The organism is Arundinibacter roseus, assembly GCF_004348825.1.
Classification (GTDB): domain Bacteria; phylum Bacteroidota; class Bacteroidia; order Cytophagales; family Spirosomataceae; genus Arundinibacter; species Arundinibacter roseus.
Window position 1 is genome coordinate 55,156 of record NZ_SMJU01000002.1, and the last position, 14,245, is coordinate 69,400.

The following is a 14,245-nucleotide window of genomic DNA, read 5'->3' on the forward strand; positions in this document are numbered from 1 at the left end:
GTTTAGTACGCATAGGGAGTTGTCCTTGTGAGGCGAGACTGTGATGTGATTTTGGGCGCAAATCAGACGCCGATGCATAAGAAATTAAACATTGAGCGCTAAAAAATGTATAATGTTTCCTATTTTTGGATGTATTAGTTCAAAAATAGTGGAGATAGGTTTGTGATGGTAAAATATCCAAAGGTGCCGGGTCTTCACTTCTTTTTGCCGTACTTTGGCCTAACGTAAGAATCAAAAATACACGAATTCGATCAGCAAATTTTATGGTAAAAATAATCATCATCGATGATGAAGATAATATTCGCGAAGCTCTCAGGGACATTCTGGAATACGAGGGCTATGAAGTTGATGAGGCGAAAGATGGTGAAGAAGGACTTCTGAAAATCAAAAAAGAAGACTATCACGTAGCTCTTTGCGACATTTCTATGCCCAAAATGACGGGTCTCGAACTGCTGCTGAAAGTTGGAGAAGCGGGTAGATGTACGCAGTTCATCATGATTACGGCCTACGGAAATATCGAAAATGCGGTGGATGCTACCAAAAGAGGGGCCTTTGATTTTGTAAGTAAGCCACCGGATCTGAATCGACTCCTCATCAGCGTACGTAATGCCATCGAAAAGTATAAACTTGTTTCGGAGACCACGCAGTTGAAGAAAAAGATTTATAAGATCAACGAGATGGTAGGTGAGTCGGAGGCAATTCGGCGGGTCAAAGAATCCGTAGATCGGGTGGCACCAACCGAAGCGCGCGTACTTGTTACGGGGCCGAACGGATCGGGAAAAGAACTGGTAGCTAAGCAAATTCATGAAAAAAGTCCTCGTGCGCACATGCCATTAGTGGAGGTGAACTGCGCGGCTATTCCGGGAGAACTTATTGAAAGTGAGCTTTTTGGTCACGAAAAAGGAGCATTTACATCCGCAATCAAGCAGCGGCTGGGGAAATTTGAACAGGCCAATGGCGGTACAATTTTTCTGGATGAAATTGGTGATATGAGTCTTTCGGCACAGGCCAAAGTTCTACGTGCCTTGCAGGAAAATAAAATTTCGAGGGTAGGCGGAGAGAAAGAAATCAAAGTGAATGTTCGGGTAATTGCGGCTACTAATAAAGACTTGCGTAAAGAGATTCAGGAAGGGAATTTCCGTGAAGACCTTTTCCACCGATTGAGCGTCATCCTCATTCATGTTCCGGCTTTGGCCGACCGGAGAAAAGACATTCCCTTATTGGCCGATAAATTTTTGTATGACATTGCCGAAGAATATGGCAGCAGTACAAAAAAAATATTACCTGATGCCATGGAGTACCTGCAATCACTACCCTGGACGGGGAATGTTCGTGAACTGCGAAATGTAGTAGAGCGGTTAGTTATTCTGTGTGGAGAAAAAATTACCCTGGATGATGTCCGCATGTTTGCGGGCTCAATGTGAGTATAAATCTTTGAGCTAAGTCCGGAAAAATTTTCGTTTTTCCGGACTTAGCTTTTTATAAGGCCATCAAATTACAGCCACGCAGGTCAGAATTATCAAAGCGGCCCAATACGTAGAAAGACTCTTTTTCCTCCCCAAAACGGCCTAAGTCCTGTGTTTCTATAAAACTGCACGAATCCAAATTGGCCAGATCTGTCACATTAATCCCACCGGTTTTGATCGTTTGGCCATACGTGTACTGCTCAAAAGGATCATTTGGGTCCCGAAGAAGTATACGCATCGTTGCGCCGGGCCGAAACAGCCCGCCGCCGAGTGAATAGCTTTGTGAAAGAAGTTCAGTCATTCCATACTCCGAATGAATATTGGCGATTCCTAGTTTTTCCTGTAAAACAGCGTGTACTTCTTCCCGCAACATTTCTTTTCTGCGGCCTTTCATGCCTCCGGTTTCCATGATAATCAGGTCATTGAAATCTTGAAGAAAGGTCAAATCTTCGCTGGATTCTGCCCAATCAAGTAGCGCAAATGTAACTCCTAGCACAATTATTTTCTTGCCGTCCTCCAAGGTAGAAAGTCCACGAAGCGTTTGGGTCAATGCCGCTAGGTCATTTAGATAAAAGCCCGAAAAGTCAGAACCCGTTTGCTCAATAAAGTGGCGCACCATATACACAAGCGAAGAATTGTTTCGTTGAAGGTAGGAAGGTAAGAGGGCGAGCAGGTGAAACTGACTTAATGCTCCATATTCCTGCTCAAAGATGCGTTGGCTGAGGGTTTGATAGAGGGATGCATCGTAAAGCGTATGGACACTTGCTGTGGAGCCTGTGGTTCCACTGCTTTCAAAATGGATCGCCGACGCGGGCGGCTGGCCGGTTCTAATAGTGTGGTGCTTGAAGAATTGTATGGGGAGATGAGGGACCTCTGCCAGCCGTTCGAGGCGATTCCTGCTCACGCCCAAATGGTCCAAATAGGTCCGATAAACAGGATTAAAGCTTGCCTGATACCGAAATACCTGCATAGCCAGATCTTCAAATGTATCTGGTGTAACTGTCAGTATTTCGCGGCGTAGTTTCTGCCTTATTTCGGCTGCATTGCTGTTGATTCCTGATTCCAATTCCGTAAATTTGTCATATTAATAGATAGCCAAATATAACATGCGTTTAAGTATTTGTATCGCAATTCTCGTTTCGCTTGGGCTGCTTGGATGTGTAGATTCACCCAATTTTGATAATACACCAAGCATTCAATATAATAGTATCGATAAATTTACCATTTTCGATACCTTCTCTCAGGCAAATGCGGATTCCCTCGTAATCACGATTGACTTTGAAGACGGTGATGGTGACCTTGGTGTACCTCCTGAACAAATCAGCGATACGGCCTTTGTTAATCGTGTCTATAAAGATTGGGGAAATTATGAACTGACTGTTTTTGAGCGAAATGAAGACGGAACCTTCAAGCTCCGGCCTTTGGCGCTTTTTAGTTCTTTGTTCTTTCCCGTGTTAAAACGTGACGGAAAACCCGGACCAATCAAAGGTAAACTTGATCTTCGGCAGACCTTTCCGGCGACTCGGTTTGGAAAATTGACTACCGTAAAATTGCAGGTTCGCATTCGGGACCGCGCTTTGAACGTAAGCAACGTGATTGAAACCGATACAATTTCAATTTATCTGGATTAATTAACTACCTGCCGAAGGTACCGGAGCTGTGACCTGCATCATAATTCGGAAGGTTGTGCCGTGGCCCGGTTCGGAATGTTTCACAAAGAGTTTGCCGTGGTGGTAATTCTCAATGATTCGTTTGGCAAGTGTAAGTCCTAAACCCCATCCCCGCTTTTTGGTGCTAAATCCCGGACGAAAAATCTTACTCAAATTACTTTTACTAATGCCTTTTCCTGTATCCTGAATGTCAATAAATACTTCATTCAGATGTAACATCGGGATCAGGGAAATGCGGATTTCGCCAACGCCACCCATCGCATCCACCGCATTTTTACAAATGTTTTCAATCACCCATTCAAATAAGTTGCGATTGAGGAGCACCCGCTGCCCTTCGGTTAGCTGATCATCAATATAAAATTTGACTTTCGATGAAACCCTTCGTTCGAGATACGTTACAAATCCGGTCACGATTTCGGCCAAAGGTTCTTCTTTGAGCGTGGGCATTGAGCCAATGTTGGAAAATCGGGTCGTAATCATTTCCAGGCGCTGTACATCCTTTTCGATCTCATCCGCAATGGAAGGGTCCATGTCCGGATCTGATCGAAAATATTCGGTCCAGGCCATTAAGGAAGATAGGGGAGTGCCAAGTTGATGAGCGGTTTCTTTGGCCAACCCTACCCATACCTGATTTTGTTCCGCTTTTCGGGCCGAGCTAAACGCAAGATATGCCAGAAATCCAATGATAAAGATTCCCGAAAGCTGAATGTAAGGATAGTAGCGTAGCTGAGTAAGCAAAAAAGAATTGCTGTAATACACATATCCAACCCGATCTTCGCCAATTTCAACCGGAATCGGGTTGTGTTCCTGCTTCATTTTGGCGAGGTTTTCCTGAATAATCCGTTCCTGATTTTCAGGACTTACGTTTTCCGGGAATGCAATGTTATTATGAGCAGCAGGCATGTTGTTTTCATCAAGGTAGATGGTCGGGATTTCGTAAAAACTATTGGCCTCCCGAATCATCTCCATGATTCCGTTCAGATCTTCGTCATAATCACTGTTGATGGCATAGCGCATCCATTCTGCAAAAAGCTTGATTTGCCTTAATTCCCGCTCTTCAAGTTTTTCGACCAGATCATTGGTATAAAAAAGTGAACCGATGCTGATCAGAAAAAGATTGAAGCCAATGATGACCTTATAAATATTTTTTTGACCATAAGAGTCAATCAATGAGCGCCTTAGCTTCAAACTATTGAATAGTGCCACGGGACTCTTATAATTTTTTGTACGCTTTTTCCTGCTTTGGGGTATCTGTTTCATACTTGCCTGAAACGCCTTCATTCGTTGAGTAAAGGCAACGGAAAACGATTTTTTAGAATAACGAATTAAAATAGAAAACAGGTAAGACCCGGCCTCCGGCAGGCGAAGTCAGTCATAAATGTGACATTTGTCATAGACATAGAATCTTAATCTTGTGAATTTAGCAGAAATAAATCAGAACAATTTATATAGTTTCTAAATAAACTTAACTGCTCTGATTCCGGTTTTCATATATGAACATTGTGGTGTAAATTTGCCCTTAGAATACAGAAAAACAGAATGTACAATCAGTTCAAATCCGTAAGTATCTCGTACCGAACCGCTCCCCTGGAAATTAGGGAGCAAATTGCACTCAACGAAGAAGAAGCCAAAGCCCTCATGCTTCGTCTTAAAGACTTCTTTGACCTGTCAGACGTTCTGATCGTGTCTACCTGCAATCGTACCGAAATATATTACTCATCTCCCAATGATTATAATTCCGAACTGATTTCGTTGCTTTTGATCTCGAAAGGATTGACAAACACAGAGGCGTTTGCTCCTTTATTTGATTCATACAGCGAAGGTGAACTTACAATTCGGCATCTGTTTGAGGTTGCCACCGGTTTGCATTCACAGGTGGTTGGCGATATGCAGATTCCTAATCAAATCAAGCAGGCATACCAATGGTCTGCTGATCTCAACATGGCGGGGCCCTTTTTGCACCGTCTGATGCACACCATCTTTTTTGCCAACAAACGGGTTGCGCAGGAAACTTCCTTTCGGGATGGCGCCGCTTCTTCGTCCTATGCAGCCGTAGAATTAGTAGAAACACTGACAATCAGTCCCCGTATTTTAGTGGTAGGATTGGGCGAAATAGGAACTGACATTTGTAAAAATCTTGCTCAAAAAGATAATTCAGACATTACTCTCATCAACCGTACCCGCTCCAAAGCCGAAGAACTCGCTGCTACCTATGGGTTCAGAGTGAGTGATTTTGAAGTGATGACTCAGGAACTGGAACGAGCCGATGTAATAATTTCTTCAATTGCACTTGATCAGCCTTATTTTACCAAAGCAATGGTGCAAAAAGCCGGTGGCCTATCGTATAAGTACTTCATTGATCTTTCAGTACCACGCAGTGTAGATCCCGAGATTGAGCAAATTGCTGGTGTTGTTTTGTATAATATTGATACGATTCGTGAGCGTGCCAACGATGCTCTTGCCCGTCGTATGCAGGCGATTCCGTCGGTGCGTCGAATTATAGATGAGTCCGTAGCAGAGTTCAACGATTGGTCCAAAGAAATGATCGTTTCACCCACGATTCATAAATTGAAAAATGCTCTGGAACAGATTCGCCTCGAAGAAATGGCACGGTTTACCAAGATGCTCAGCGAGGAAGAAATGACCAAAATGGACAAAATTACGTCCAGCATGATGCAGAAAATCATTAAACTGCCCGTCTTGCAACTTAAAGCAGCCTGTAAACGTGGGGAAGCTGAAACGCTGATTGATGTTTTGAACGACCTCTTCAATTTGGAAAAGAGCGTTGAAAAAAATAATCACTAAATAAGTAGCTATTAGGCTATCAGAAATTAGGGATTATGTTGTTGTAAATCAGCACTTTGTGATCCTTTTAAGTATCATCTAAATAAGCTCAAATACTTAGATAAGTGATTATTGAAGAGCTGAGCCTCCAAAATCTTCTGTGTAATGAATGTCTCCGGCAAGTGTTCGCAGTTGCACCCAATCCACAAATCCTGTCCCTTTGAATTGTAGCGAAATAGCCTGCAATTCCCCGATTTGGCCTTCATAAGGCTGCCGATGCCGCAGCTTTTCATTGACGTACAGTTCAGCAACTTTGTTTTTGCAGACAACCTTAACCGTAATCCAATCCGAAAGATCTACACCCAGCGCAGGCAAGAGTTTGCCCAATTGCTGATTGGCGTGGTCGTAGCCTACCTGCGTGTCGGCAATTTTTAAATATCCATACTGAATACAACTGGGGTGTAACAAGTTGAAAGCCAAGGATGATAGCTTGTTCTCGCTATTGCCAATCAACGCTATTTCACTATCGAAACAGCTAATTCCACCTTCTTTCATCGGATTTTTTATTCGCGCTTCAAACACCATTGTGTCCATGCTGCAGGTAAAAGGCTGAACATAGGAATACTGCGTATAAAAATCTTCCTTTATGGTTTGAAAAGGAAGTTGTGAAAGCGGGAGGTGCAGGGTGTTGCCCTGAATGATTTTATCGGCTGGAAAAAAAAGACTCTTCCCAATTTGCGCCTGCCAATGATCCGTTTTGATCGGAATCTGAAAAGACTTCACAAAGTTCTTTCCATTTTTTACAATTCGGATATGCGCAAGTGTAACCTTCGGGTGGAAAAATAATTGACTAACTGTGCCCGACGGACTGCTTAATATTTTCTTTCCATCGCCAAAATTTATAAAGGCACTATCATAGGAATTTTCGCCCAGGTCGTATGCGAATTTTATAAGGGAAGGTGCTTTTTGAGCATTGCTTGCTGATACGATACGAAGATTAATCTGCGAAAGGACGGGTGCATTGCTGTTTACGGAAGGAGCCTGATCCGGGCGAACGAAAAAATAGGCCGTGAGCGAGGCCAAAAACCAGGTGACGGCCAAAAGCCCCCAAATCCAGTTTTGAGATTTAGATTCCGTGGGGATCGGTAAAGGCGGAGCGGGTATTTCTTCCGTTGCTACTTCCACAGGCGGGGGCGGAATACTGCTTGCGGAGCTTTTGTCTACAAAATCTTTCCAGGAATCGTAGCCCGCAAAAACGGCAAAAAGGTCTTTATTTTGTTCGTAAAATTTGCCGGTATAATTATCAAGTAAAAAACGACGTACCGTATCGCGGCTTATCGTTCGTTCGCCAGCTGATGTGTTTGGGTAGCGTGCGTGATACACGACAAGGAGTGTGTTGCTAAGGGCTTCATAAAATTTCGTTTTTTGCGTAACTGTGGCATAACTCGGACCAAAAGAACTCCATTCGTTGATCCATTGTTTTTGAAGCACGGCTTCTACTTTCTTGCGCAGGGAACCTTCCAGATAGTGATTTCTTGATTCATCAAATGAAGGATTTGATGCAAAGCTCCTTTGTGCAATTTTTTTATATCCAAACGATTTCATACCTACGCAAATTTTCACCTGACTGATACCCTATCTTCTCAATGCCTCTGCTTTTACATGCAAGTAGGCAGATGTACCAAAAAAGACCAACTTCCTTATTCAGAGATTGCTATCGATTTAGTTGCAAAACTTGCATAATGCAAGTTACTACTTGCATGCAAATTTACTAGGCCTGCATTCTGATTAATGGAATATTTGTAGAAAGATTTTATACTATATCCAAGGGCAACGTTTATTCGTTGGAGCTTTCCGGTATTTCTCCGCACCTTAGTTCTTCGGGCAACGAACCCGAAGAACTTTTACTTTAATCCCAATTCCTGATAGGAAATTAGTACGATTGCCAGGATCGCTATGAGAAGACCGATTTTGTTTACTGTGTTAAGTCGTTCACGAAACAGCAGAAAGGCGGTAGCTGAGGAAACCATCATTGTGAGGATATTATAAATAGGAAAAACGAAGGCTGCACTATTGCCAAAAGCTGCCAGGGCTTTTAATAAAAAGTAAAAGGATAGGAAATTTGGTATACCCAAAATCAAACCTCCTACGACACTGCGAACTGCAACCTGATCACCTTGTACTCTTACACGAATTAGTAGTAAAAGGGTACTGACGAGGGCAGCACCTATGCATGAAATAATCATAAAAAGAGTTACTTCTTTGGGTTCATAATACTTCATGCTTAGAAAATTGATGAGCGTATTATTTGCACCCGTCGCCAAAAAGGTGAGCATCGGTAAGGCGAGGGTTAACAGGCTTACAGATGAGCCAGCTCCCTCGCCCGATGCGGTGGCAGGAGCCGTTGTTCGCTTCTGAATAGCGCCTAGCGCCAGGGCAAGCAGCGCTAGAAACAGCCCCAAATAATTCCAGAATGTGAATATTTTGTTGGCGTTTTTAAAGATAAATAGGCCAAACAAAACCGGAATGATGAGCGACATATTTGCCGATAGGGAAGTCGCCGTGACGCTAACCTTCTGCGTTGTTTGACCAATCAATACAAAAGCAAGCACAAAAAGAGTCCCTAGCGCAAGCGTAAGCAGCGTAGCGGGTGACTGCCACTCCACCTGTTTGAGTTGTTCCAAATCTTCTGAAAGTACCAGGCCCGTAGCTACACAGGCATAATAATTGAAAACAATTGCATGGAAGGAATCCACTTTGTAGGCCGGATAAGCCCGCATGATGAGATAGAGGGCAACCGTAAAGATGACGGCGAGCAGGAAGTAAAGCATGTAACGTAAACTAAATCAAGTTGGTAATTTTTTTTCTTCCGACAAGAGCAGGCTATATTCGACCGCCGGATACGATCGTCGCTTCGGGTTGCAATGTAAATAGTAATGCCTAAATTTTTTGTATGGGAACACTTAAAGACACACTAAGTTTATACGCAGGCGTAGTTCGGCGCGTAGGATACACACTTACCGTTGGGCTTGGCAATGCGCAGGAGCGCAACCGGTTGCTTGCGCTTTATCAGGTATATGCACAACCGACAACTTTGGAGGATCCCACTCCTGATGATCCGCATATTCTGCCAAAAACAGATATTTTGGAATTATTAAAAAATGATGAAGCGGTTTACGAAGGGGTAAATGAGTGCGGGTTTGGTCATACCACCGAGTTTGAACTGAAAGTGATCAGCAATTTGGTGCGAATGAAGCAACCGAAACGAATTTTTGAGATTGGTACTTTTCAGGGAAGAACTACCCTGAATATGGCGCTTAATTCGCCCGCTGATGCCCAAATTGTGACTTTGGACCTTCCCGGCAGCGAATTGGACAATACACAAATGAAAATTGCCGTAGGCGAAGCACGCTATGTAAAGAAAGATCGCTCCGGTGAGCGTTTTCTTGAACATCCGCTGCGTTCAAAAATTCAACAGGTGTTTGGTGACTCGGCCACGTTTGACTTTTCGCCGTATAAAGCTTCTATGGATTTGATTTTCATTGATGCCTCACACGCGTATGAGTATGTACTGAATGATACACAAAAGGCGTTGGAAATGATTCGTCCCGGAGGCATTATTTTATGGCATGATTATACCAATTGGGAGGGCGTAAGAAATGCACTGAATGAACTTTATCAAAAAAATCCGAGCTGTCGAAATCTGCGCCATATCGGCGGAACAAGCATTGCGCTGCTACAATTGTAAGAGTAGATAGATGTAGATACGCACAAAAATCCCCCGGTGAAGATTTCTTCCGAACCGGGGGATTTTTACTTATACTTCCAGAAGTTCCTGCGATTCCCTCTTCTCGGTCTTTTCGATTGCCAAAGGCTTGGGTTTAATGATCAGGCGTAGCGACTGATCGTAGGTAATGTAGTTCCAAAGCCAGTTTATAAAAATCATAATTCGATTTTTGACACCCACAATTGACATGAGGTGAACGAACATCCAGGTAAGCCAGGCAAAAAAGCCCTGAAATTTCCAGAAAGGTAAATCAACTACGGCAAGATTGCGACCAATTGTGGCCATAGAACCCAGGTCTTTGTAGCGAAACGGTTTCAACGGTTTGCCATCCAACTTGTTGATCATGTTTTTTGCCAGATTCTTAGCCTGCTGAATAGCCGGTTGGGCCAACTGCGGATGCCCCTCGGGGCTTTTTTCATCGCCCTGCATAATGGCTACGTCGCCTAATGCATAGATCGAAGAATAGCCTTCTACCTCATTCATGGCATTTACTTTCAGACGACCGCCACGACCCAGCGTTTGTGCATCGAAGCCTTCCAATACGCTTGCTTTGACGCCGGCGGCCCACACCAGATTTTTGGTTAGTAAGGTAAGTCCCTGTTTGGTTTGAACAACATCACCATCAAATGAAGTAACCATTTGTTCGGTCAGGACAATTACACCCAAATTTTCAAGATATTCCCTTGCTTTTGCTGACGACTCGTCGGACATCGCCGCCAATACCTCGCTCATGCCTTCCAAAAGGTAAATCTGCATGGAGTCGAAGTTAAGATCGGGATAGTCTTTGGGCAAAATACAACGCTTCATTTCTGCCAGGGTTCCTGCCAGTTCAACACCCGTAGGGCCACCGCCAACTACCACCACGTTCATCAGCGCAATCCGCTCTTCTTCGGTTTCGGCGGTAAGTGCATCTTCAAAGTTTTGCAAAATACGGTTCCGAAGGGCCAGCGCCTCAGCCACAGATTTCATCGGGATGGCCTTTTCTTCAATTTCCTTCATGCCGTAGTACGTAGTGTCGGCGCCGGTTGCAATAATCAGCTCGTCATACGTAATTTCTCCCAATCCTGTCACCACAGTTTTACGCTCAGGAATGACCCGCTTGACGTCGGTAATTCGGATGTGGACGTTTTTACGCGATTGAAAAATTTTGCGTAACGGAAAAGAAATTGAGCTGGGTTCCAGCCCGGCCATCGCCACCTGATAAAACAGGGGCTGAAACTGATGGTAATTATTTTTATCTAATAAAACTATCTGTAATTCAGGTCGTTTTGAAAGTCTTTGCGCTATTTCCAAACCCGCAAAACCTGCGCCAACAATTACGATTCTCTTCTTGCTATTTTTTGGGATGTTCGGAGTCATAGTTTTCAGGGGTTACCAGTAAATCTCTTATTAAGTAACATCCTTATACTACTAAATGTTCGTGCCAGAACAACCAAAAAGGGAACAGTATCTGCTATTTTCAGACAACTGTTCCCATGATTTATATAACTGAAAGTATATTATTTCAGTGCGCAGAGTGGCTTGCTTCCAGAATGCGTTCGTAATAGTTTTCGTAAGCAGGCAAAATCCGCGTAATATCAAACTCGCGGGCACGTGCCAGGGCATTTTCTTTAAACTTTGGCAGGTTTTCATCCTGCAAAACCACCACCGCTTTGGCTACCATATCGTCCACATCGCCCAAATTGCTCAGAAAACCTGTCACCCCCTGAATATTCAGTTCGGGTAGGCCACCCACGTTAGTCGTAATCAGGGGCACTTCGCAGGCGAGCGCTTCGAGAGCGGCCAATCCAAAACTTTCGGACTCAGAAGGCATCAAAAATAAGTCGGCTACGGACAATACTTCCTCAATTGCGTCTAATTTCCCCAGAAAACGGACATCAGGATACATGTCCAATTCCATGCAAAGCCGTTCAATGCGGGCACGCTCGGGACCGTCGCCAACGAGCAAGAGCTTGCTCGGAATCTGCTTTCTTAGTTTATGGAAAATCATAATCACGTCGTCGATCCGTTTTACCTTCCGGAAATTAGACGTGTGAACGACCAACTTTTCGCCATTTGGGCAAATCGCCAATTTGAAATGTTCTTTCTTTTGGCGTTTGAACCGTTCGAGATCAATGAAGTTTGGAATGACTTCTATGTCCTTAGTTATCGCAAAGTGACGGTACGTATCGCTTTTCAAAAATTCTGAAACGGCTGTAATTCCATCCGATTGATTTATGCTAAATGTAACTACGGGCTCATAGGAGGAATCTTTTCCGACAAGCGTGATATCCGTTCCGTGCAGAGTCGTGATTACAGGAATATGAATGCCCTGCGCAGCCAAAATCTGTTTGGCCAAATAGGCCGACGATGCATGCGGAATGGCATAATGCACATGCAGCAAGTCGAGTTTCATATACTGCGCTACGTGTACCATTTCGCTCGACAGCGCTGACTCGTAGGGCGGGTATTGAAACAACGGATACGCCGGAATATTGACTTCGTGGTAGTACAGATTCTCGTTAAAAAAATCCAGTCGGGGCGGTTGGGAATACGTAATAAAATGAACCTGATGACCAACTTTTGCCAACGCTTTTCCTAATTCTGTGGCTACAACACCACTCCCGCCAAATGTGGGGTAACAAACAATGCCAATTTTCATGTGTAGTTTTAAAAAAGACAGTGGGAAAAAGCAGTTTTTTCTCGCAATGTCGAACTTGTTTGACTGGTTTTGGATTAGTAACACAAAAACAAGTCTTTTTTATTCCAAAAGTTTGTATAAAGATTTTATTAAGAAGCGTAAAGCGGTCATTTGTATCGAAATAGATTATTTTTCTCTGACTAATTCATCTCTCATCTCCTTGTGACGATCCACCGAAAACCCACTTCCCGCGCTATTTTCGGCGGCTTGCTTCGTCTGATTCGGATCCGGAATTTGGTCATCATCGTCCTTACCCAATACCTTGCCCGCATCCTGCTGATTGGCCCGCGTCACGAATGGAGAGAGCAACTTTTCGATCCGAAAATGCTGCTGCTGAGTATTTCTACCGTATTCATTGCGGCAGCGGGATATATTATTAATGATTATTTTGATGTAAAAATCGACATTGTAAACAAGCCCGAACGTGTCATTATCGGACGCTATCTCAAACGCCGTGTTGCGATGGGAGCCCATCAGTTTTTGAACGTTGCGGGGGTATTTCTGGGTTTGCTAGTCAGCAAATGGGTTTTTATAGTCAATGTTTTTTCGGTAACGCTCCTGTGGTTTTATTCTGAGCGCTTCAAACGATTGCCCTTTGTAGGTAACGCCGTTGTTTCCATTCTTACGGCCCTGAGCCTGATTGTGGTTTCGGTGGTATTTCCTGAAAATCGGCACCTCGTGTATATCTATGCCTTATTTTCGTTTTTCATTACGCTCGTTCGGGAGATAATCAAAGACATGGAAGATGTTCGCGGCGATCAGGCCCACCGCTGTCGCACGCTGCCTATCGTGTGGGGAATCCGTCGTACCAAACTGTTTTTGTATGTTCTGATTGCTGCGTTTATCGTGTTGCTGTACCTGATGGCGCACTCGCTGAACAACCTCATGCTTGGTTGGCTTTTTACTTTTTTACTTCTCCCCATAGCCCTGCTTGTTTATCGGCTCGTGATGGCCGACACCCGGCGGGAGTTTGCCCGGCTAAGTGGCCTGTGCAAGATCATTATGCTGCTCGGACTGACCACTATGCTTTGGGCCTGATCACTCAGTAATTGGTGCCGTTTACTGGTTATGATGTGCAATGTATAGCGTGATTTAGTATTTTTGATTCTTTCCCAAACAGTAATCTTAATCCGATGAACAGCATGAAAAAACTAGTAATTGCCCTTCTTTTGTTGGCCTCCTGGACAACCAATTTTACATATGCTCAGGAGTGTATGGGCGTGGCTCTGAAAGTAGGTGGCGGATTTGAAATGATAACTTATGATGGCAGAGGCAAAGAATCAGGTAGGTTAACCTACGTCATCAAGAATATAAGTAAACAAGGCGCTGATACAAAAATCGACATGGAGTTTGAGTCTATGGACAAAAAGGGAAAATCAGAAATGAAAACTACCTACACGATGCTTTGCAATGGCAATGAACTTCGGGTAGATGCCAACGCATTTTTGGGCGAAGAGCAGCGCAAATCCTTCCAAAGCTTTGAGATGACATTTACTTCCAAAGACATTGTTTATCCCGGAAATCTATCCGTCGGTCAAAAACTGCCGGACGGTTCGTTGAGTGGTGAAGGCGCCACCGGACCGATGGCCATAGAAGTAGATATGGTTATGAATAACCGTAAAGTGGAAGCAAAGGAAAAAATTACGGTGCCGGCCGGGACCTTTGATACCCACAAAATTACCTCGGACATGAACGTTTCTACAAAAACAATCATGAAAATGGCATTCGATTTTCAGACGGTTTCGTACCGTGCCAATGGGGTTTTGTGGGACGTTAAAACAGAAACCTACCGCAAAGGAAAATTGATAAGTTCTACTGTTTTGAGCAAGTTGTTTTGATTCGGAAGTAGAAAAAAGTG

The 14,245-nt window shown here is 43.8% G+C and carries 12 protein-coding genes; 6 read left to right on the forward strand and 6 right to left on the reverse strand.

The annotated features are described in order from the left end of the window. Window positions 1–263 precede the first annotated feature (263 nt). Entirely contained in the window at window positions 264–1,424 is a 1,161-nt protein-coding gene (locus tag EZE20_RS02790; RefSeq protein WP_132114283.1) for a sigma-54-dependent transcriptional regulator, read from the forward strand. Between the two features lie 55 nt (window positions 1,425–1,479). Here EZE20_RS02790 and EZE20_RS02795 read toward each other — a convergent pair whose 3' ends face one another. Next, window positions 1,480–2,532, reverse strand: coding sequence for an acyl transferase (locus EZE20_RS02795; RefSeq protein ID WP_132114285.1), 1,053 nt, complete (start codon window positions 2,530–2,532; stop codon window positions 1,480–1,482). Between the two features lie 40 nt (window positions 2,533–2,572). Here EZE20_RS02795 and EZE20_RS02800 point away from each other — a divergent pair, with 40 nt between their 5' ends. Further along, window positions 2,573–3,097 (forward strand): hypothetical protein, encoded by a 525-nt coding sequence (locus tag EZE20_RS02800; RefSeq protein WP_132114287.1) that lies wholly within the window; start codon window positions 2,573–2,575, stop codon window positions 3,095–3,097. On the opposite strand, the gene EZE20_RS02805 is transcribed toward EZE20_RS02800, so the two are convergent. Further along, window positions 3,098–4,396: a sensor histidine kinase gene (locus tag EZE20_RS02805; RefSeq protein ID WP_132114289.1), complete on the reverse strand. Its 1,299-nt coding sequence runs from the start codon at window positions 4,394–4,396 to the stop codon at window positions 3,098–3,100. 279 nt (window positions 4,397–4,675) lie between these two features. Between EZE20_RS02805 and hemA the strand changes: the two genes are divergently transcribed. Next, window positions 4,676–5,941, forward strand: coding sequence for a glutamyl-tRNA reductase (hemA, locus tag EZE20_RS02810; protein WP_132114291.1), 1,266 nt, complete (start codon window positions 4,676–4,678; stop codon window positions 5,939–5,941). Window positions 5,942–6,049: 108 nt separating this feature from the next. On the opposite strand, the gene EZE20_RS02815 is transcribed toward hemA, so the two are convergent. Then, on the reverse strand, window positions 6,050–7,525 hold the full coding sequence (locus tag EZE20_RS02815; RefSeq protein WP_132114293.1) for a hypothetical protein: 1,476 nt from the start codon (window positions 7,523–7,525) through the stop codon (window positions 6,050–6,052). 299 nt (window positions 7,526–7,824) lie between these two features. Continuing rightward, on the reverse strand, window positions 7,825–8,751 hold the full coding sequence (locus tag EZE20_RS02820) for a hypothetical protein (protein ID WP_132114295.1): 927 nt from the start codon (window positions 8,749–8,751) through the stop codon (window positions 7,825–7,827). Between the two features lie 122 nt (window positions 8,752–8,873). Between EZE20_RS02820 and EZE20_RS02825 the strand changes: the two genes are divergently transcribed. Next, on the forward strand, window positions 8,874–9,668 hold the full coding sequence (locus EZE20_RS02825; RefSeq protein ID WP_132114297.1) for an O-methyltransferase: 795 nt from the start codon (window positions 8,874–8,876) through the stop codon (window positions 9,666–9,668). Window positions 9,669–9,737: 69 nt separating this feature from the next. On the opposite strand, the gene EZE20_RS02830 is transcribed toward EZE20_RS02825, so the two are convergent. Beyond that, window positions 9,738–11,066, reverse strand: coding sequence for an NAD(P)/FAD-dependent oxidoreductase (locus tag EZE20_RS02830; RefSeq protein WP_132114299.1), 1,329 nt, complete (start codon window positions 11,064–11,066; stop codon window positions 9,738–9,740). Window positions 11,067–11,211: 145 nt separating this feature from the next. Next, window positions 11,212–12,348, reverse strand: coding sequence for an N-acetyl-alpha-D-glucosaminyl L-malate synthase BshA (gene bshA / locus EZE20_RS02835; protein WP_132114301.1), 1,137 nt, complete (start codon window positions 12,346–12,348; stop codon window positions 11,212–11,214). A gap of 207 nt (window positions 12,349–12,555) precedes the next feature. Between bshA and EZE20_RS02840 the strand changes: the two genes are divergently transcribed. Both EZE20_RS02840 and EZE20_RS02845 read left to right on the forward strand, forming a co-directional pair. Beyond that, window positions 12,556–13,425 (forward strand): geranylgeranylglycerol-phosphate geranylgeranyltransferase, encoded by an 870-nt coding sequence (locus EZE20_RS02840; RefSeq protein ID WP_199879870.1) that lies wholly within the window; start codon window positions 12,556–12,558, stop codon window positions 13,423–13,425. 104 nt (window positions 13,426–13,529) lie between these two features. Then, the gene (locus EZE20_RS02845; protein ID WP_132114305.1) at window positions 13,530–14,225 is read left to right on the forward strand and encodes a TapB family protein; all 696 of its coding nucleotides are present in this window, start codon (window positions 13,530–13,532) and stop codon (window positions 14,223–14,225) included. Window positions 14,226–14,245 lie beyond the last annotated feature (20 nt).

Bases quoted from the DNA above. Each gene is read 5' to 3' on its own strand.
- EZE20_RS02800 (WP_132114287.1), top strand. From the start codon at position 2,573: ATGCGTTTAAGTATTTGTATCGCAATTCTCGTTTCGCTTGGGCTGCTT.
- EZE20_RS02820 (WP_132114295.1), bottom strand. From the start codon at position 8,751: ATGCTTTACTTCCTGCTCGCCGTCATCTTTACGGTTGCCCTCTATCTC.
- EZE20_RS02805 (WP_132114289.1), bottom strand. From the start codon at position 4,396: ATGAAACAGATACCCCAAAGCAGGAAAAAGCGTACAAAAAATTATAAG.
- hemA (WP_132114291.1), top strand. From the start codon at position 4,676: ATGTACAATCAGTTCAAATCCGTAAGTATCTCGTACCGAACCGCTCCC.
- EZE20_RS02830 (WP_132114299.1), bottom strand. From the start codon at position 11,066: ATGACTCCGAACATCCCAAAAAATAGCAAGAAGAGAATCGTAATTGTT.
- bshA (WP_132114301.1), bottom strand. From the start codon at position 12,348: ATGAAAATTGGCATTGTTTGTTACCCCACATTTGGCGGGAGTGGTGTT.
- EZE20_RS02815 (WP_132114293.1), bottom strand. From the start codon at position 7,525: ATGAAATCGTTTGGATATAAAAAAATTGCACAAAGGAGCTTTGCATCA.
- EZE20_RS02825 (WP_132114297.1), top strand. From the start codon at position 8,874: ATGGGAACACTTAAAGACACACTAAGTTTATACGCAGGCGTAGTTCGG.
- EZE20_RS02845 (WP_132114305.1), top strand. From the start codon at position 13,530: ATGAAAAAACTAGTAATTGCCCTTCTTTTGTTGGCCTCCTGGACAACC.
- EZE20_RS02790 (WP_132114283.1), top strand. From the start codon at position 264: ATGGTAAAAATAATCATCATCGATGATGAAGATAATATTCGCGAAGCT.